An 18863-nucleotide genomic window follows, 5' to 3' on the forward strand; every position below is an offset into this window, starting at 1 on the left:
AGGCTTGTCCGCATGGGCCGCTTGCCGTGCCCGCTGCTGCGGGGGACGACGTACACACGACTGCTGCACCTGTGGGTGCCGATGCTGGTCGTGAGCTTCTGGATGTTCATCGACCCGTCCCGGCCGTGGGTGCCGGCGCTGGTCCTCGTCCCGGTCGGGCTGATCCCGGGCGTGCGCAGGGGCGAGGGCGTGCAGGCCCGGCTGCTGCTCCTGCCCGGCGAGGCCGGCTCCGGCTTCTCGGTGGCCCCGTCCGCGACCTGGCGCGACCGGCTGCGCACGGTGCTGTGGCTCGAACTGCGCATGCTGCTGGGCGCGTTGACGATGTTCGCCTGCGTCTGGCTGCCCGTCCTGTGCTACGAGCTGATCCGCGCCGCCCTCGGTCACCCGGGCGGTGGCATCCCCCTCGTGCGGGACGCCCCCGGCCACTGGGCGTGGGCGCTCCTCGCTCCCCTGCCCCTCTTCGTGCTGTACGGCGTGGTGGTCGGCCTCGGCCGGCTGGTCACCGCGGCCGCCCGGGCCCTCCTCGGTCCCTCGGCCGCCGAACGGCTCGCCGCTCTGGAGGAACGGACCGAGCAGTTGCTGGAGCGCACCCGTATCGCGCGGGAACTGCACGACTCCATCGGGCACGCGCTGACGGTGGCGGTGGTGCAGGCGGGCGCGGCGCGGGCGGCCGGCGACGCGGAGTTCACCGACCGGGCGCTGGCGGCGATCGAGGACACGGGGCGGTCGGCGCTCGCGGATCTGGAGCGGGTGCTCGGGGTGCTGCGTGAGGCGGAGCGTCCGGTGAGCGCCAGGCCCACGCTCGCCGAGGCCGACCGGCTCCTGGAGTCCGCGCGGATGTCCGGAGCGCAGCTCGACGCCGAGCTGAGCGGCCCGCTGGACACCGTGCCGGGGCCGGTGTCCCGGGAGGGCTACCGGATCCTTCAGGAGGCGCTGACCAACGTGCTGCGGCACGCGGGAGCCGTCCCGGTCAGGGTCCGCGTGGGCGTCGCGGAGGACACCCTGCGTCTGGAGGTGCGCAATCCGCTGGCGGCCGGCATACCGGGCCCCGGCCGGGGCAGCGGGCTGCGCGGGATCCGTGAGCGCGCGGCCCTGCTCGGGGGACACGCCTCGACCGGGCCGGACGCGGGCGACTGGGAGGTGCGTGCGGAACTGCCGCTGCGCTGATCTACGCTGGCCGGATGGCGGTGACCGTACTCCTCGTCGACGACGAACCCCTGGTCCGTGCGGGTCTGCGGGCCGTGCTGGAGGCGCAGGGCGACATCGAGGTCGTGGGCGAGGCGGCGGACGGGGCCGCGGTGATCCCGCTGGTGCGGCGGCTGCGGCCCGACGTGGTCGCCATGGACGTCCGTATGCCGCTGATGGACGGCATCGAGGCCACCCGCGCGGTGCTGCGGACGGTGGACGGGCCGCCGAAGATCCTGGTCGTGACGACCTTCGAGAACGACGAGTACGTGTACGAGGCGCTGCGGGCGGGCGCGGACGGGTTCCTGCTGAAGCGGGCCCGGCCCGCCGAGATCGTGCACGCGGTGCGGCTGGTCGCGGAGGGCGAGTCGCTGCTGTTCCCGGCGTCGGTGCGGCGGCTGGCCGCCGAGTACGGCGAGGCGGGCGGCGACCGGGCGGCCCGGGACACCCTGGAGCGGGCCCGGCTGACCGGGCGGGAGGCCGAGGTGCTGCGGCTGATGACCCGCGGGCTGTCCAACGCGGAGATCGCCGAACAGCTGGTGGTGGGCACGGAGACGGTGAAGTCCCACGTGAGCGCGGTGCTGGCGAAGCTGGGGGCGCGGGACCGCGTCCAGGCGGTGATCACGGCGTACGAGTCGGGCTTCGTGGCGCCCGGTTGAGACGCTGTGTGACGGCGTCCGTACGGATTCCGCCCTCGCCCGGATCGTCCCCGCCGAGTACGATCCGCCCAACACGCGCACGAGCTGGAGGACGGACGTTGGGGCGGCTGACCGGCGGGGATCCCTCGCTCTTGCGCAGGATCAACTCCGCGGTGGTGCTGCACGCGCTGCGTGCCACGGACTGCGCGACGCTCACGGAGATCACCCGGGTGACCGGGCTGTCCCGGCCGACCGTCGAAGGGGTCGTCGAGGATCTCATCGGGGCGGGACTCGTCGTGGAGAAGGCGGCCGACGAGAGTGTCGCCCGGCGGCAGGGGCGGCCGGCGCGGCGGTTCCGGTTCCGTGCGGAGGCCGGGCATCTGCTGGGCCTGGAGATCGGCCCGCACCGGGTGGCGGCGCTGCTGGCCGACCTGGACGGGCGGCTGCTGGGCTCGCAGGCCAAGGACGTCGACGAGACGGCGTCCGCGGACGAGCGGCTGGAGCGGCTGCGCACCGCGGTCGCCGAACTGCTGCGCCGGGCGGGCGTGCCGCGAGACTCCCTGCGGGCGGTCGGAGTCGCCACCCCCGGCATAGTCGAGGCGGACGGGACCGTGCGGCTGGGCACGGCGCTGCCCGAGTGGACGGGACTGCGGCTGGGCGACCGGCTGAGCCGTTCCTTCAAGTGCCCGGTGCTGGTGGAGAACGACGCCAACGCGGCGGCCGTCGCCGAGCACTGGAAGGGGTCGGCCACCGAGTCCGACGACGTCGTGTTCGTGCTGGCCGGGCTGAGCCCGGGCGCCGGGTCGCTGATCGGCGGGCGGCTGCACCGGGGGTACGGCGGGGCGGCCGGGGAGATCGGGGCGCTGCATCTGCTGGGCCGGGAGGTGACCCCGGAGACGCTGCTGTCCACGACGGGTGAGCCGCTGCATCCGCTGGACGAGCAGGCGGTGGCCAAGGTGTTCGCCCGGGCCCGTGAGGGCGACGAGCAGGCGCGGGCGGCCGTGGACCGGTTCATCCAGCGGCTCGTCCACGACGTGGCGGCGCTGGTGCTCGCCCTCGATCCGGAGCTGGTCGTCGTCGGCGGCTGGGCGGCCGGGATCGACGGCGTACTGGAGCCGCTGCGGCGGGAGTTGGCGCGCTACTGTCTGCGGCCGCCGCGGGTGGCGCTGTCGATCCTGGGCGAGGCGGCGGTGGCGACGGGGGCGCTGCGGCTGGCGCTGGACCATGTCGAGGAGCAGCTGTTCGCGGTGGAGGGGACGGTGACGGCCCGGAGGTGAGGGCGTCGCCGGCGGGAACGTACCGCACCGGCGCCTCGGTGACGGGACGTCACCCGGGGAACGCGTCGCGCCCCGGAGGGAGTTCCGGGGCGCGGGCCTCGGGCGTCAGGAGGCCTGGCGTTCCGGTTCCGGGCCGTGGTGAATCTCCACCCCTCCCGAGGCGCCGAACGTCAGGCGGCACGTGTCAGCGCGGTACGTGGCGACGGAGAGGGCGGCGGTACGGCCCCCCGCGAAGAAGCGGGTGGTGACGACGAGGACGGGGGCGCCGGGCAGCCGGTCGAGTTCCCTGGCGTCGTCCGCGCGGGCCGAGCCCAGCTCCACGGCGCGGTCCTGGGCCTGGAGTTCCAGGTGCTGCAGTTCGCGCAGCACCGCACGCGCGCGTGCCGCCTCGGACGGGGTGTCGATCGCGGCCAGGTCGGGCACCGAGGCCGCCGGGACGTAGAGGAGTTCGGCGGCGACCGGCTGGCCGTGGGAGACACGCGAGCGGCGCACCACGTGTACGGCCTGCTCGCGGGGGGTCTCCAGGGCCGTGGCGACGGCGGCGGGCGGGACCGCGAGGGCGCAGTCGACGCAGCTCCAGGCGTCGTCCCCGCCGCCCGGCCAGCCCTGGCGGTCCGAGCCGACGGCGACGCCCATCCGGGGCGGTGCGACGGTCGTGCCGACGCCCCGGCGGCGCTGGAGCCGGCCTTCCAGTTCGAGCTGCTCCAGGGCCTGGCGCAGCGTCGCACGGGCGACACCGAAGCGGGCGGCCAGATCGCGCTCGTTCGGCAGGATCTCGCCGACGGAGAACTCGGAGTCGAGCGCCTCGCTGAGCACGGTCTTGAGATGCCAGTACTTCGGTTCCGGTACCGATTCCAGTTGCGTGGTCCCCACCCTGTCCTCCGCAATCGCCGTGGTCCGGCGGCGTATTTCGCGCCCTTGTTTATTAAAGGTTGTTGTACTTCTCTGCGACCATAGGGCGGCCCCCATCCATGGTCAAGACCAATCAGCGCGGTGCTGTCCGGGCGGAATCCGGGCTCCCGGCACACAATGACCGAGTCGGCAGTGGTCCGGAAACGGGAGGTCGTCATGCGGTACGGGGTGCTGGGCACGGGGCAGGTCGGTCGTACGCTCGGCGGGAAGCTGGTGGAACTGGGCCACGAGGTGACCCTGGGTTCGCGCACCAAGGACAACCCGGTGGGCCGGGAGTGGGCCGCGGGTGCGGGCGCCGCCGCCGGTACGTTCGCCGAGGCCGCCGCGGGCGCCGAGGTGGTCGTGAACGCGGTGGCGGGGCAGGTGGCGCTCGCCGCGCTGGAGGCGGCCGGGGCGGAGAACCTCGCCGGAAAGGTCGTGGTGGACGTCTCCAACCCGCTGTCGTTCGAGGACGGCGAGGTGCGGCTGTCGCCGGTGGAGTCGGACAGCGTGGGCGAGCAGATCCAGCGGGCGTTCCCGCACGCGCGCGTGGTGAAATCCCTGAACACGGTCAACTGCCAGGTGATGGTCGATCCGGGGCGCGTGCCGGGGCGGCACCAGATCTTTGTGTGTGGCGAGGACGCGGAGGCGAAGGCGCAGGTCACGGAGTTGCTCGGGGAGTTCGGGTGGCCGGCGGACCGGGTGCTCGACCTGGGCGGCATCCAGGCGGCGCGGAGTGTGGAGATGTGGCTGCCGCTGTGGCTGAACCTCATGCGCCACTTCGGGCACGCGGACTTCAATCTGGAACTGCACACCCCCCGTTGATCCCGTCCAGGGTCGCGGCACCCTTGAGGGCTACCCGTCGGTAGCAATTGCTGACAAGCTGTCTACGACGTTCGCCGGTCCGTCCAGACGAGGAGCTCCCCCATGCCCGCCACCGTCTCCTTCCCGGTCACCACACCCAGTGGCCCGCAGCCGGTCTCCGTCTCCTACGAGCGGACGGGCCGCGGCGAACCGCTTCTGCTGCTGCACGGGATCGGCCATCACCGGCAGGCCTGGGACCCGGTGGTGGACCTCCTGGCCGCCGAGCGCGACGTCATCGCCGTGGACCTGCCGGGCTTCGGCGTCTCCCCGGCGCTGCCGGACGGGCTCGCCTACGACCTGCCGACCACGACCGCCGTGTTCGCCGCCTTCTGCGAGGCGCTGGAACTCGAACGGCCGCATGTCGCGGGCAACTCCCTCGGTGGTCTGCTCGCCCTGGAACTCGGCCGCGAGAAGCTCGCGCGGTCCGTCACCGCGCTGTCCCCCGCCGGGTTCTGGTCGGAGGCCGAGCGGCGGTACGCCTTCGGCGTCCTGCTCACCATGCGTCACATCTCCCGCCGGCTGCCGCTCCCCCTGGTCGAGCGACTGTCCCGTACGGCCGCCGGACGCACGGCCCTGACCAGCACCATCTACGCCCGTCCCGCGCGGCGCGCGCCCGAGGCCGTGGTCGCGGAGACGCTCGCGCTGGCCCAGGCCACCGGCTTCGACCAGACCCTGCGGGCGGGCACCACCGTGCAGTTCACCGACGACATCCCCGGTATCCCGGTCACCGTCGGCTGGGGCACCCGCGACTGGCTGCTCGTACGCCGCCAGGGCATCCGCGCCAAGCAGATCATCCCCGCCGCCCGCCTGGTCCGCCTCCCCGGCTGCGGCCACTGCCCGATGAACGACGACCCGGCCCTGGTCGCCCGCGTCATCCTGGACGCGAGCAGCTGAGGTTGGGCCGCTCGGGTGACGGGCGGGCCGCTCGGGCCGGGCCCGGTGGGAAGCCGGAAGACCGGGTCGAGGGCGGCCGAGGTGGAACCACCGATGGACCGGGGACCGGCCCGAGACCGCGTCCGGCAGGGGCGGGGCCAGGCCGCGGGACGGGTCGAGCCGAGGGAGCGGCTCGACGCAGGGGCGGGCCGGGCTGAGGAACGGGCGCGGACGCGGGCCGGGCAGGGAACCGGGCCGGGCCCGGGGACAGTCCGGCGCGGGATTCGGCCCGCCGGGGGCAGGGGCGGCGTGGGGACGGTCGCCCCGCGGTGCACCGCCATGAGGGGAGCCCCCTGCCGGGTGTCGGTGGGGTGACTCCCCTGGGGATGCTGGGAGTTGTTCACCCGGGGTTTGCGTGCGCGCTGCGGTGCCCCAGTAGTTGTGGCGGTGCACACCGGCCGGATCCCGTCCCTGGAGGCCCTCCCATGTCCCACCTTCACCTGCCCGGGCGCCGCAGTGTCCTGCGCGGCTCGCTCGCCGCGTCCGCGGCCCTGACCCTGCCCGTCGCGGCCGGCGCGGCGCCGGCGCTGGCCCTGTCCGGACGGCCCCGGGCCGACTGGGGCGTGCAGACCGGGGACGTGACCTCGGACTCCGGTCTGGTGTGGGTGCGCGCGGACCGTCCGGCCCGGATGATCGTCGAGACGGCCGCCACCGAGTCGTTCCGGCACGCGCGGCGGTGGCACGGCCCGCTGCTGGGCGCCGGCACCGACTTCACCGGCACGACCCGGCTGCACGGCCTGCCCGCGGGCGAGCAGATCCACTACCGCGTACTGCTGGCCGACCCGGACGACCCGCGCCGTACCGGCGAGCCGGTCACCGGCACCTTCCGCACGGTGCCCGCCGGCCGCCGGCGCGGGGTGCGCTTCCTGTGGTCCGGGGACCTGGCCGGCCAGGGCTGGGGCATCAACCCCGAGTTCGGCGGCTACCGCATCTACGACGCGATGGCCGGGCTCGACCCCGACTTCTTCCTGTGCAGCGGCGACAACATCTACGCCGACGGCCCGATCACCGCGACCCAGGCCCTGCCCGACGGCTCCCTCTGGCGGAACCTCGTCACCGAGGAGAAGTCCAAGGTGGCCGAGTCCCTCGCGGAGTTCCGCGGCAACTTCCGCTACAACCTGCTGGACGAGAACCTGCGCCGGTTCAACGCCCAGGTGCCGTCGATCATCCAGTGGGACGACCACGAGGTCCGCAACAACTGGTACCCGGGCGAGGTGATCGCCGCCTCCGACACCCGCTACACCGAGAAGAGCGTCGACGTCCTCGCGGCGCGCGCCCGCCAGGCGTTCAGCGAGTACTTCCCGATCTCGACGCTCCAGCCGGGCCGCGAGGAAGGCCGTGTGCACCGCGTGCTGCGGCACGGTCCGCTGCTCGACGTGTTCGTGCTGGACATGCGGACGTACCGCAACGCCAACTCGCCCGACGACCAGACGGTGGACCCGCGGGGCATCCTCGGCCGGGAGCAGCTGGAGTGGCTCAAGCGGGAGCTGTCGCGTTCGCGCGCGGTGTGGAAGGTGATCGCCGCCGACATGCCGATCGGCCTGGTCGTGCCGGACACCACCGAGGGCCGGGCGAACATCGAGGCCGTGGCACAGGGCGACCCGGGCGCGCCGCTCGGCCGTGAGCTGCAGATCGCCGAGCTGCTGCGGTTCGTCAAGCACCGCAGGATCACCGGCACGGTGTGGCTGACCGCCGATGTGCACCACACCTCGGCCCAGCACTACCAGCCCTCGCGGGCCGCGTTCACCGACTTCGAGCCGTTCTGGGAGTTCGTCTCCGGCCCGCTCAACGCGGGCGCCTTCCTGGCCAGCGCGCTCGACGGCACCTTCGGCCCCGAGCGGGTGTTCGTGAAGGCCCCGACCGCGTCCAACGTGTCCCCGGCCGGCGGCTTCCAGTTCTTCGGCGAGGTCGACATCGACGGCGACAGCGGGGAGCTGACGGTCCGGCTGCGCGAGCAGGACGGCACCGTGCTGTTCACCCAGGTGCTCCAGCCGGGGCGCGTGGGGCAGTGAGGGCGGGGCAGTAGTCGTAGAAGAATTAACAAAACGGGCATTAGCGGCCTTTACCCGTCAGTCACAAGCCGTTCGTGATCACGCAACACCGTTCCTCCACAGTGACTGCATGAGCCGAAACCTGTCCGACGCGAAAATCGCCAAACTCGCCACGCTCTCCGCGTTCTTCAAGGCCCCGCGGAGGGCACGACGCCACGAGGACCCGCCGCCCACGAGCGATACCGGTGCCCGGCCGTCCTCCCCGGAGGAGCAGGCCGGGCCCGGCGCCGTCGGCGGGGAGAGCGCCCTGTGGCGGATGCGGACCACGGTGAAGGACGCGCCGGGATCCCTCGCCGCGCTCTGCGCCGCGCTGGCGGGGCACCGGGTGGACATCCTCAGCCTCCAGACGCATCCCCTGGGTGCGGACACCGTCGACGAGTTCCTGCTGCGCGCCCCGGCCGTACTGGCGTCGGCCGACATCACCCGCGCCGTCGCCGGAGCGGGCGGCTCGGGCACCTGGATCGAGCGGGCCGACGCCCACGACCTGGTGGACGTGCCGACCCGGGTTCTCGAGCTCGCCACCCGCACCGCGCTCGACGCGGCCGAACTGCCGCTCGCGCTGCGGCAGCTCCTCGGCCGGTGCACGATCCGCTCGCTGCCCGCCGCACCCGTCGGCGGCGGCCGGGGACCGGCCGACGTACCCGTCGAAGGGGTGCTGGAGGACACCGTGATGCGTCTGCGGGCGCCGGAAGGCGGAGTGATCACCGTGGAGCGGCCGTATCTGCCGTTCACCCCGACCGAGTTCGCCCGCGCGCGGGCCCTGGTCGAGCTGGACGCCCGGCTCGGTCCGCGGATCCCGCGCGGCCAGGACGTGCTGACGCTGCCCGAGGGCAACGACATCACCGTGCGGCGGGCCGACACCGGCGATCTGGAGGCGGCCAGGGCGATGCACGAGCGGTGCTCGGCGCGGACGCTCGGCCGGCGCTACCACGGACCCGTCGGCGACGCCGACCGTTACCTCAACCACCTGCTCAGCCCCCGGTTCGGCCGGACCCTCGCGGTGTGGACGCCCGCCGGGCGGATCGTCGGGCTGGGTCACCTCCTGTGGGACGGGGACGAGACCGAGGTGGCGCTGCTCGTGGAGGACCAGTGGCAGCGGCGCGGGGTCGGGCGTGAGCTGCTCGAGCGGCTGGTGGCGATGGCCGTCGAGGCGGGCTGCGCGAGTGTGTACGCCGTGACGCAGTCCTCCAACACCGGGATGGTCGCCGCGATGCGTGGTCTCGGGCTGCCCCTGGACTACCAGATCGAGGAGGGGACCCTGGTGATCACGGCCCGGCTGGACGCCGTGGCGGTGGTCGGGGAGCGCGGGGAGGCCGGCACTCGGCGGGCCCGCGGATAGCCGATGCCGCAGAGGCCCTCGGCCAGGTCCTCGTAGTGCTCCACGGGAAGCGCCGGGACGCCTCGGCCGACGGTCGGCCGGCGTCCCGCAGCTCGGTCACGGCGGGACACCGGTGGCCCATGTCGTGACAGCCATGGACTCATCCGTGGCCGTGGCCGCCGGTGCCGACCCGGGCGGTCGGGCCGGGGTGCTGGGGACCGCGCTCGACTCCGGTTCCTGGCAGTGGTTCCGGTGTACGCCCTCGCGCCAGCCCTCCTTGCGGCATTCGGCGCCCGGTCGGTCGGCAGGGCCGGCGCCCGGCGGACGGCACCGGGGCTGCCCTGAGCCGCGGCTGAGCGGTTTCCGGGCACGGTAGCCTCTCGGGGATGCGCGCAGAGAGGTTCGCCCCCTCGGCTGACCGTGCGGCCGTACGCCTGATCGGTGGCGTCGTCCTGGCCCTGGTCGCGCTCGGGAGCACGGCGGGACAGGGGTGGGCGCAGCCCGGGTCGGGATCGGGGACACACGGCGCCGCCGACTACACCCCTGTCACCGCAACGGTCCGGGGCAGGGTGGGGGACACGGTCGTGGTCCGCCTCGGTGTGGCGAACCTGGGCCCCGGTGCCCCCGCCGGCGGAGCCCCCGGAACCTTCGCGGTGGTGCCACCGGCGGGGACCACGATCACGTCCATTCCCTGGGAGGGGGACGACGACGATCGCCGCTACGCCTGCCGGCCGCCGCAGGACGAGGACAACCCCTTCTTCCTGTGCGACCTGTCCGAGTGGCCGGCGCCGGCGCCCGGGGCCTCGATCACCCTCGGTTTCCACATCCGCATCGACCGGCGGATTCCCGGCGCCGAGGGTTCCCTCACGGTGTACGGTCCGCACGACCCCGTGCCCGGTAACGACAGCGCCGCGATCCGCGTCCGGGCCGCCCCCGCGCCGCCCCTGCGGTGGCAGCAAGGGGCGCTGGCGGCGGGGGCGCTGGCCGCTGTGGTCACGGCCGGCGGATGGTTCGTCAGGAGACGGCGGCGGGGGATGTCCTGACCAGGGGCGTCCGCGGCGGAGCGTCCCCCAACGCCGCGTCCAGGTCGGTCCACAGGTCCTCCGGGTCCTCCAGGCCCACCGACAGGCGCAGCAGTCGGTCGCTCACCCCGGCTCCTCTGCGGTCGTCCGCGCCGACGATGCGGTGGCTGATGGACGCCGGGTGCTGGATGAGGGTGTCGACGCTGCCGAGGCTCACCGCGGGGGTGATCAGGCGGACGCCCGCGATCACCTCGTGCGGATCGCCGTGCACCTCGAAGGCGATCATCGCGCCGCCGAGGCGCGGGTAGTGGACGCGGGCGACGCGCGGGTCGGCGGTGAGCCGGCGGGCCAGTTCGGCGGCGGTCGCGGAGGCCGCCCGGACCCGGACCGGGAGGGTGGACAGGCCGCGCAGCAGGAGGTAGCCGGCCAGGGGGTGCAGGACACCGCCGGTGGCGAAGCGGACCTGCCGGAGGAGCCCCGCGAACTCCTCGTCGCAGGCGACCACGCCCCCCAGGACGTCCCCGTGCCCGCCGAGGTACTTGGTGGCGCTGTGCAGGACGAGCCGGGCGCCCTGTTCCGCGGGACGCTGGAGCACCGGGGTGGCGAAGGTGTTGTCGGCGAGCAGCGGGACCGAGCCGCAGGCGTGGGCGACGGCCCGCAGGTCGACCTCGGCGAGGGTCGGGTTGGCCGGGGACTCGACCATGACCAGTCCGGTGTCGGGGCGCAGCGCGTCCGTGATGCCGGCCGGGTCGGTCCAGGTGACCTCCGAGCCGAGGAGTCCGGCGGTCAGGAGGTGGTCGCTGCACCCGTAGAGGGGGCGTACGGCGACGACGTGACGCAGGCCCAGGGAGGCGCGGGCGAGCAGGACCGCGCTCAGGGCGGCCATCCCGCTGGCGAAGGCGACCGCGCTCCCGGTGCCCTCCAGCCGGGCGAGGGCGGTCTCGAAGCGGGCGACGGTCGGGTTGCCGAGCCGTCCGTAGACCGGTGGGCCCTCGGGTTCGGCGCCCGTCGCGGCGAACGCGTCGATCCGGGCCGCCTCGGCGCGGCTGTCGGAGGAGGGGTAGGTGGTGGACAGGTCGATCGGCGGGGCGTGCAGGCCCTGCCGGGCCAGGTCGTCCCGCCCGGCGTGCACGGCCTCGGTGGCCAGGGCGCGGGGGGCTGCGGACCGACGTACCTCGGGGTACGCGTGCGTGCTCGCTGCGGCTGAGTCCATGGACCGCAGGGTGAACAACGCACGGGTCACGGGAATCGAACACCGTGCTACGTTCGGCGGATGCCCGAATCTGTCGTACTGGACCCGGTGGACCTGCACCTGCTGCGGTTGCTGCAGAACGACGCCCGGACCACCTATCGCGATCTCGCGGCGCAGGTCGGGGTGGCGCCGTCGACGTGTCTGGACCGGGTGACGCGGCTGCGCCGCTCGGGCGTGATCCTCGGGCATCAGCTGCGGCTGGATCCGGCCAAGCTGGGGCGAGGGCTCCAGGCGCTGCTGTCGGTGCAGGTCAGACCGCATCGGCGGGAGCTGGTGGGGCCGTTCGTGGAGCGGATCCGGGCGCTGCCGGAGGCGCTGACCGTCTTCCATCTCACCGGTCCCGACGACTACCTGGTGCATGTGGCGGTCGCCGACATGGCGGATCTCCAGCGGCTGGTCCTGGACGAGTTCACCGCCCGGCGGGAGGTGGCGCGGGTCGAGACCCGGCTGATCTTCCAGCAGTGGGACTGCGGACCGCTGCTGCCGCCGGGCGAGGGCGCCGGGCGGCCGGTTCGGACACCGTGACAGGGGGCGGCTCGCCCCCCGCGAGGACGTGGCTCCTCCCGGCTCAAACCCCTCGGCACCGTCCTACGCCCACAGCTCAAACGCGGTGACGTGCGCTTCCCTCCGTACGAGGATGGTGTGCATGTCACAGACCAACAACCCGCTTCCCCGCGCGGTCGCCGACACCTACGTCGACGACCTCATCGCCCTCGACCCGGTCACCGGTACCTATCTAGGCGTGGCGGAGAGTTCGAGCCGTCTGCCCGACTTCTCGCCCGCGGGCCTTCGGACGCGGGCGCGACTGGCCCGGGACACGCTGGCCCGGCTCGACGAGGCGGAGCGGCGACCGGGCGCGGACAGTGACATCGAGCGCCGGTGTGCGCGCCTCCTGCGCGAGCGCCTGACCGCGGAGCTCGCCGTGCACGAGGCCGAGGAAGGGCTGCGCGCGGTCGGCAATCTGGGCATGCCCGCGCACCATGTGCGCGAGGTGTTCACCGTGACGCCCACGAAGACCGAGGAGGACTGGGCGGCGGTCGCCGAGCGGCTGCGGGCCGTACCGGCGGCCCTCGGCGGCTACCGCGAATCCCTGGCACTGGGGCTCGAACGCAAGCTGTACGGCTCGCCGCGCCCGACCGCCACCTTCGTCGACCAGCTCACCGAGTGGTCGGACACGGACGGCACCGGCCGCGGCTGGTTCGAGGACTTCGTGGCCACCGGGACCGAGTCGCTGCCGGAGGCGCTGCGCGCGGAGCTCCAGGAGGCGGCCCGTACCGCGACGGCGGCGGTCGTGGAGCTGCGGGACTGGATGCGCGAGGTGTACGCGCCGGCCGTCGAGGGCGCGCCGGACACGGTGGGCCGGGAGCGGTACGCCCGCTGGTCGCGCTATTACAACGGCACCGACCTGGACCTGGACGAGGCGTACGCGTACGGCTGGGCGGAGTACCACCGGCTGCTCGGCGAGATGAAGAAGGAGGCCGAGCGGATCCTGCCGGGTGCGGCCACACCCTGGGTGGCCCTCGCGCACCTCGACGAGCACGGCAAGCACATCGAGGGCGTCGACGAGGTCCGTGACTGGCTCCAGGGCCTGATGGACCAGGCGATCGAGGCGCTGGACGGCACCCATTTCGAACTCGCCGAGCGGGTGCGGCGGGTGGAGTCGCGGATCGCCCCGGCGGGCAGCGCCGCCGCCCCGTACTACACGCCTCCGACCGAGGACTTCTCGCGGCCGGGCCGCACCTGGCTGCCGACCATGGGCCAGACCCGCTTCCCGGTGTACGACCTGGTCTCCACCTGGTACCACGAGGGTGTGCCGGGCCACCATCTCCAGCTGGCGCAGTGGGCGCACGTCGCCGGTGACCTCTCCCGGTACCAGGCCGTCGTCGGCATGGTCAGCGCCAACGCCGAGGGCTGGGCGCTGTACGCGGAGCGGCTGATGGACGAACTGGGCTTCCTCACCGATCCGGAGCACCGGCTCGGCTATCTGGACGCGCAGATGATGCGGGCGGTGCGGGTCATCGTGGACATCGGTATGCATCTGGAGCTGGAGATCCCGGCGGACTCGCCGTTCCACCCGGGCGAGCGCTGGACGCCCGAGCTGGCGCAGGAGTTCTTCGGGGCGCACAGCAGCCGCCCGGCGGACTTCGTGGAGAGCGAGCTGACCCGCTATCTGACGATCCCGGGCCAGGCGATCGGCTACAAGCTCGGGGAGCGGGCCTGGCTGCTGGGCCGGGAGCGGGCGCGCGAGCGCCGGGGTGCCGCCTTCGACCTCAAGGCCTGGCACATGGCGGCGCTTTCGCAGGGGTCGCTGGGGCTCGACGACCTGGTGGACGAGCTGGCGCGGCTCTGACCCAGGTGTGGCAGCGGGCCCCGGAAAGGCGTGCGGGACGTGGAGTTCAGCACGATCGAGCGGGGGCGCGCTGGAGGTGGTGCCGCGGGCGGCCCGCCCCGAGGGGGAGTTCGGGGCGGCGGACCGCCGTTTCCTGCGGCGGCCCCGGACGTCGTACGCGACGGAGCGCAGGGCGGTCAGCAGCCGCAGTTCTCGGCGTCGACGGGGGCCGTGAGCGGGTCGGCGGCGCGGTGCTCGCGGCCCTCCCAGGTCTCGTACGCGAAACCCTCGCGCACCCAGTACTCGAAGCCGCCGAGCATCTCCTTGACCCGGTAGCCGAGTTCGGCGAGCGCGAGGGCGGCACGGGTGGCGCCGTTGCAGCCGGGGCCCCAGCAGTACGTCACCACGGGCACGTCCCGGTCGAGGAGCCGCTCGGCCTGTTCGGCGATGAGCGCGGTGGGCAGGTGGACGGCGCCGGGGATGTGGCCCTGGTCCCAGGCGTCGGTGGAGCGGGAGTCCAGGACGACGAACCCGGGGTCGCCCCCGCCGGCGAGCACGGCGGCGACGTCGGAGACGTCGGCGTGGAAGACGAGGCTCGCCCGGAAGTGGGCGGCGGCCTCGGCCGGGGCGGCGGGGGCGACACGCAGGACGGGGTTGACGGTGCCGGTCGTGGCGGTCATCGCGGGGCCTCTCTGTGGCGGTTCCGATGACCAGAAACCTACGGCCGGTGCTCATCTCCCTGAAGGGAGAATCCCCGGCGTGCGGAGCGCACCGCCGGGGAATCCCCCGCCTTCCGCGAGTGGGACCCCGCATTCCCCGGACGGCTCGGTCAGTGGGCGGGCGGGGCGGCCCGGCCCCGCTGCCGCACCTGCGAACCGGACCTCCCCTTCACGACCTCCAGCTGGGCGTGGACGCGTCGGCGCAGGTCGGCGACATGGCTGACGATGCCGACGCTGCGGTCGCGTTCCCGCAGGGAGTCCAGGACGTCGAGGACCTCGTCGAGGGTCTGGTCGTCGAGGCTGCCGAAGCCCTCGTCGATGAAGAGGGTGTCCAGCCGGACCCCGCCCGCCTCGTCGGTCACCACGTCGGCGAGGCCGAGCGCGAGGGCCAGCGAGGCGAAGAAGGTCTCGCCGCCGGAGAGTGTGGCGGTGTCCCGCTCCCGGCCGGTCCAGGCGTCGACGACATGCAGTCCGAGCCCGCTGCGGCCGCGTCCGGCGCGGTCGTCGGAGTGGACGAGGGTGTAGCGCCCGGCGGACATCTGGCGCAGCCGCGCGGTCGCGGCGGCGGCCACCTGTTCCAGCCGGGCCGCGAGGACGTACGCCTCCAGGCGCATCCTGCGTTCGTTGTCGGCCGAGGTGCCCGCGGTGAGACCGGCCATGCGGGCCACCCGGTCGTACTCCTCGCGCAGCGGCGCGAGCCGCCGAACGCCCTCGGCCGAACGGGCCGAGAGCCGGTCCAGTTCCGTGCAGCGCCGGGCCGCCGCGTCACGTGCGGAGGCGGCGTCGCGGAGGCGTCGGGCGGCGACGGCCGCCGTCTCCTGCGCCGTGCCGAGGTCGGCGGGCGGCCGCTGGGCGGCGGCCGCGGTGTCGGTCTCGGCGAGGACCGCGCGGACCGCGGCCTCCTCGGACTGCCAGGCGTCCAGCCGCTGTTGCAGCTCGCGGTGGGCACCGGCGTCGAGCAGGGCGTCGGCGGCGGCCTGCGGGGTGTCGAAACCGGCCCGGAACGCGGCGTCGGCGAGCCGGGCGTCGGCGTCCTTGAGCCGCTGGGCGGTGTCCTCGGCGACGCGCGCCGCGTCCGCGGCCTCGGTGAGCAGCGCGACCCGCCGCTCCAGCTCGGCGGCACGGGCGGCCACGGTGTCGGCCGCGCCCCGCGCCTGCGCCAACTCCACTTCCAACAAGGCCCGTTCACTGTCCAGGGCGTCCCGGCGGGCGACCCGTGCGGCGGCGCGTACGGCGGCCTCCTGCTGGGCGGAGACCCGCCGGTCGCATTCCCGCTCGGCCTGCCGCAGCCGCTCCTGCGCGGTGTGCAGCGCGGAGGCGCCGCTCCGGGCCCGGGCGTACTCCCGCTCCACCTCGTCCGCGAGGGAGGCGAGGTGTGCGGTGGGCGCGTCTCCGGCCTCGCCCTCGGCGGCGGCCAGCTCCCGCTGGACGAGCCCCAGGCGCTGTTCGGCCTCGGCGCGCTCCTCGTCGGCCCGCTGGAAGGCGGCCAGGGCACGGTCCTCGGTCTCCCGGCCGACGTGCCCGGCGTCCTTGCGCGCGGGTGCCGGATGGTCGAGGGCACCGCAGACCGCGCACGGCTCGCCGTCGCCGAGCCGCGCGGCGAGTTCGGCGGCGATGCCGTTCAGCCGCCGCTCCCTGACGTCCAGCCATGTGGCGCGCGCCTGCTGGGCCAGCCCGGTCGCGGACAGCACATGGCGGTGCGCCTCGTCCGTCTCCCGCGCGAGCCGGTCCCGTTGGCGGGCGGCGGCGAGCCGCTTGCGGGCGGGTTCCCGCTGCACCGCGAGCCGTTCGGCCCGGGTGGCGGCCTCCTGGGCGGACTCGACGGCGCCCAGCAGGCCGGCACGGGTCTCCTCCCAGCCGGCCAGCCAGGCCTCCGCCTCCTGGAGGACGTCCGCGTCGGCCCGCTCCTGGCGGTCCAGCCCGCCGCGCTCCGCGAGGAGTTCGGCCAGCCGCCGCTCGGCCCGGCGGGCCGACTCCAGGCCGCCCAGCTCCTCGGCCGCGCGCCGTGCGGCGGCGGCGAGTCCGGCGCCGCCCGCATCCGCGAGCCCTGCGGTGTCCCTGCCGTCGCCGACGGCGGGGGTGCGCAGCAACGCCCGTGCACGGGCCTGAGCCCGGGCGGCCCTGTCGTGATCCGCCTCGGCGGAGGCCCGCAGCTCCAGCGCGGGCGCGACCGCCTCGGCCTTGCGGCCCCGCTCCATACGGGCCCGGTCCTCGCGGTGCGCCCCGGCCCGCTCCTCCAGCCGCCCGGCCCGTTCCCGTGCCTCGGTGAACCGCCGCTGCAAACGGTCCAGTTCGCGTACGTCCGTCAGCGCACGCTCGGCGGCCGCCTGGGCGGACTCGGCGCCGGCGAGACGGCAGTGGGCGATCGTCAGCTGCTCACGGGCGGTGCTGCGGGCCACGGCGGCGGCGGTGACGACGGCCTCGGCGAGACCCGGCTCGCCCGGCTGGAGCTCCGGCAGCTCCATGGCGCCCCCGGCGGCCTGCTGCATCCGGTGGGCGTCGGCGACCAGCTCGGCGTCGCCCTCCCGCACCCGTGCCTCCGCCTCCCGGCGCCGCTCGGCGAGCCGCTTCTCCACCTCGGCGAACCTGCGGGTGTCGAAGAGACGGCCCAGCAGCCGCCCGCGTGCCTCGGCGTCGGCGCGCAGGAAGCGCGCGAAGTCGCCCTGGGGCAGCAGCACGACCTGGCAGAACTGCTCCCGGCTCATACCGAGCAGCTGGGTGATCTCCTCGCCGATCTCCTGGTGGGAGCGGCTGAGGTCCTTCCAGACGGCGCCGACGGGGTCGTACTCGCGCAGCCAGGTCTGGGCCTTCTCGACGGTCGTGCCGGTGCCGCGTCTCTTGGCGCGCTCATGGGGCGGCTGCCGGGTGATCTCCAACCGGCGTCCGGCGACGGTGAGTTCGAGGGTGACCTCGGTGCGGGTGCCGGGGGCGGCGTGGTCGCTGCGCAGGGTGAGGCCCTGGCCCTGGACGGACTGGCGGGCGCCCGGGACGGAGCCGTAGAGCGCGTAGCAGACGGCGTCGAGGACGGAGGTCTTGCCCGCGCCGGTCGGCCCGTGCAGCAGGAAGAGCCCGGCGGCGGACAGATCGTCGAAGTCGACGCTCTGGGCGTCGCCGAAGGGGCCGAAGGCCGTCAGGTCGAGCCGGTGCAGCCTCACCGGGCCACCTCCCGTACGACGTCGTCCGTGCGGACCGCGTCGAAGGCGTCCCGCAGCACGCCCCGTTCCCGGGCGTCGGGCCCGGCGCCGCGCACATGGGCGACGAAGTCCTCGGCGATCTGCTGATCGCTGCGGCCGGCCAGGCGGCGGGCGTAGGACGCGTCCGGGTCGTCCGGGCCCCGCTCGGGGGCGAAGACCAGGCTGAGGGTGTGCGGGAACCGCTCGGTGAGCCGGGCCATGGGCTCGGCGGGGCGGACGGCGTCGGTGAGCGTCGCCTCCACCCACGCCTCCTCGTGCCGGGCGAGCGCGGGGTCGGCGAGCAGCTCCTCCAGGGTGCCGGAGATCCGGGCCAGCGCGCGCGGCACCGGGCAGTCGATCCGCTCGGCGGTGAGGGCGCCGTCCGCGTCGAGGTCGACCAGCCACATGGTCTTGCGGTGGTCGGTCTCGGAGAAGGAGTACGGCAGCGGGGAGCCGGAGTAGCGGACGCGCTCGGTGAGGGTCTGGGAGCCGTGCAGATGCCCCAGGGCCACGTAGTCGACGCCGTCGAAGACACCGGCGGGCACGGAGGCGACCCCGCCGACGGTGATGTCCCGCTCGCTGTCGCTGGGTTCCCCGCCGGTGACGAAGGCATGGGCAAGGACGACGGACCGGGTGCCCGGCGCACGGGTCGCGAGGTCGGCGCGGACCCGGGTCATGGCGGCGGCGAGCACGCTCTCGTGCCCGGCCTTCTCCACCCCGAACTCCTCCTTCACCAGGGCGGGTTCGAGATAGGGCAGGCCGTAGAAGGCGACGTCTCCGTGGGCGTCGGCGAGCACCACGGGGGTGCCGGCGGCCGAGGGGTCGGTGCGCAGATGGATGCCCGCCCGGCCGATCAGCGCGGCCCCCACACCGAGCCGGCGGGCCGAGTCGTGGTTGCCGGAGATCATCACGGTCGGCACCCCGAGGTCCGCGAGACGGTGCAGGGCCTCGTCGAACAGCTCGACCGCGGCGAGCGGCGGCACCGCGCGGTCGTACACGTCCCCCGACACGAGCACCGCGTCGACCTCGCGCTCCCGTACGGTCGCGACGAGCCGGCCGATGAACGCGGACTGGGCCTGAAGCATGTTCACGCGGTGGAACGACCGGCCGAGGTGCCAGTCGGACGTGTGCAGCAATCTCAAGAAACCGCTCCGACGTACAGAAACCGACCGTGAACACCGACCACGCTAACGCCTTCGGCAGCCGACCCC

The 18863-nt window shown here is 74.4% G+C and carries 15 protein-coding genes; 10 read left to right on the plus strand and 5 right to left on the minus strand.

Annotation, left to right across the window (positions count from 1 at the left end; translation table 11 throughout):
- The first annotated feature begins 12 nt into the window (after positions 1-12).
- From AQJ64_RS11495 to AQJ64_RS11505, 3 genes are all read left to right on the plus strand, one after another.
- Positions 13-1167, plus strand: coding sequence for a sensor histidine kinase (locus AQJ64_RS11495; RefSeq protein WP_055633892.1), 1155 nt, complete (start codon positions 13-15; stop codon positions 1165-1167).
- Positions 1168-1181: 14 nt separating this feature from the next.
- Positions 1182-1844 carry a response regulator transcription factor gene (locus tag AQJ64_RS11500; protein ID WP_055633891.1) on the plus strand — a complete coding sequence of 221 codons (663 nt, stop codon included), beginning with the start codon at positions 1182-1184 and terminating at the stop codon, positions 1842-1844.
- 98 nt (positions 1845-1942) lie between these two features.
- Entirely contained in the window at positions 1943-3100 is a 1158-nt protein-coding gene (locus AQJ64_RS11505) for an ROK family transcriptional regulator (RefSeq protein WP_055633890.1), read from the plus strand.
- A 105-nt stretch (positions 3101-3205) separates the two neighbouring features.
- Here the strand turns inward: AQJ64_RS11505 and AQJ64_RS11510 are convergent, their stop codons facing one another.
- A complete protein-coding gene (locus AQJ64_RS11510) occupies positions 3206-3973 on the minus strand; it encodes a GntR family transcriptional regulator (RefSeq protein ID WP_055633889.1) in 768 nt (255 codons plus the stop codon).
- 195 nt (positions 3974-4168) lie between these two features.
- Here AQJ64_RS11510 and AQJ64_RS11515 point away from each other — a divergent pair, with 195 nt between their 5' ends.
- From AQJ64_RS11515 to AQJ64_RS11535, 5 genes are all read left to right on the plus strand, one after another.
- Positions 4169-4816: an NADPH-dependent F420 reductase gene (locus tag AQJ64_RS11515; protein ID WP_055633900.1), complete on the plus strand. Its 648-nt coding sequence runs from the start codon at positions 4169-4171 to the stop codon at positions 4814-4816.
- Between the two features lie 102 nt (positions 4817-4918).
- On the plus strand, positions 4919-5749 hold the full coding sequence (locus AQJ64_RS11520; RefSeq protein WP_055633888.1) for an alpha/beta fold hydrolase: 831 nt from the start codon (positions 4919-4921) through the stop codon (positions 5747-5749).
- Positions 5750-6213: 464 nt separating this feature from the next.
- A complete protein-coding gene (locus AQJ64_RS11525; RefSeq protein ID WP_059202597.1) occupies positions 6214-7800 on the plus strand; it encodes an alkaline phosphatase D family protein in 1587 nt (528 codons plus the stop codon).
- 109 nt (positions 7801-7909) lie between these two features.
- Positions 7910-9178: a GNAT family N-acetyltransferase gene (locus AQJ64_RS11530; RefSeq protein ID WP_079061589.1), complete on the plus strand. Its 1269-nt coding sequence runs from the start codon at positions 7910-7912 to the stop codon at positions 9176-9178.
- A 365-nt stretch (positions 9179-9543) separates the two neighbouring features.
- A complete protein-coding gene (locus AQJ64_RS11535; RefSeq protein WP_055638405.1) occupies positions 9544-10200 on the plus strand; it encodes a hypothetical protein in 657 nt (218 codons plus the stop codon).
- On the opposite strand, the gene AQJ64_RS11540 is transcribed toward AQJ64_RS11535, so the two are convergent.
- Positions 10172-11392: a trans-sulfuration enzyme family protein gene (locus AQJ64_RS11540; protein WP_055638415.1), complete on the minus strand. Its 1221-nt coding sequence runs from the start codon at positions 11390-11392 to the stop codon at positions 10172-10174. The genes AQJ64_RS11535 and AQJ64_RS11540 overlap by 29 nt on opposite strands.
- Before the next feature lie 60 nt (positions 11393-11452).
- Here AQJ64_RS11540 and AQJ64_RS11545 point away from each other — a divergent pair, with 60 nt between their 5' ends.
- The gene (locus tag AQJ64_RS11545) at positions 11453-11956 is read left to right on the plus strand and encodes an Lrp/AsnC family transcriptional regulator (protein ID WP_055638406.1); all 504 of its coding nucleotides are present in this window, start codon (positions 11453-11455) and stop codon (positions 11954-11956) included.
- A 121-nt stretch (positions 11957-12077) separates the two neighbouring features.
- Positions 12078-13781 (plus strand): DUF885 domain-containing protein, encoded by a 1704-nt coding sequence (locus tag AQJ64_RS11550; protein WP_055638407.1) that lies wholly within the window; start codon positions 12078-12080, stop codon positions 13779-13781.
- A 176-nt stretch (positions 13782-13957) separates the two neighbouring features.
- Here AQJ64_RS11550 and AQJ64_RS11555 read toward each other — a convergent pair whose 3' ends face one another.
- The 3 genes from AQJ64_RS11555 to AQJ64_RS11565 all read right to left on the minus strand — a co-directional run bounded on the left by AQJ64_RS11555 (position 13958) and on the right by AQJ64_RS11565 (position 18794).
- The gene (locus AQJ64_RS11555) at positions 13958-14440 is read right to left on the minus strand and encodes a rhodanese-like domain-containing protein (protein WP_055638408.1); all 483 of its coding nucleotides are present in this window, start codon (positions 14438-14440) and stop codon (positions 13958-13960) included.
- Positions 14441-14589: 149 nt separating this feature from the next.
- Complete coding sequence (locus AQJ64_RS11560) at positions 14590-17634, minus strand: AAA family ATPase (protein ID WP_055638409.1); 3045 nt, start codon at positions 17632-17634, stop codon at positions 14590-14592.
- Positions 17631-18794 carry an exonuclease SbcCD subunit D gene (locus AQJ64_RS11565; RefSeq protein WP_055638410.1) on the minus strand — a complete coding sequence of 388 codons (1164 nt, stop codon included), beginning with the start codon at positions 18792-18794 and terminating at the stop codon, positions 17631-17633. The genes AQJ64_RS11560 and AQJ64_RS11565 overlap by 4 nt, the downstream gene beginning before the upstream one ends.
- Positions 18795-18863: the final 69 nt, after the last annotated feature.

It is taken from the genome of Streptomyces griseoruber, assembly GCF_001514205.1.
Classification (GTDB): domain Bacteria; phylum Actinomycetota; class Actinomycetes; order Streptomycetales; family Streptomycetaceae; genus Streptomyces; species Streptomyces griseoruber.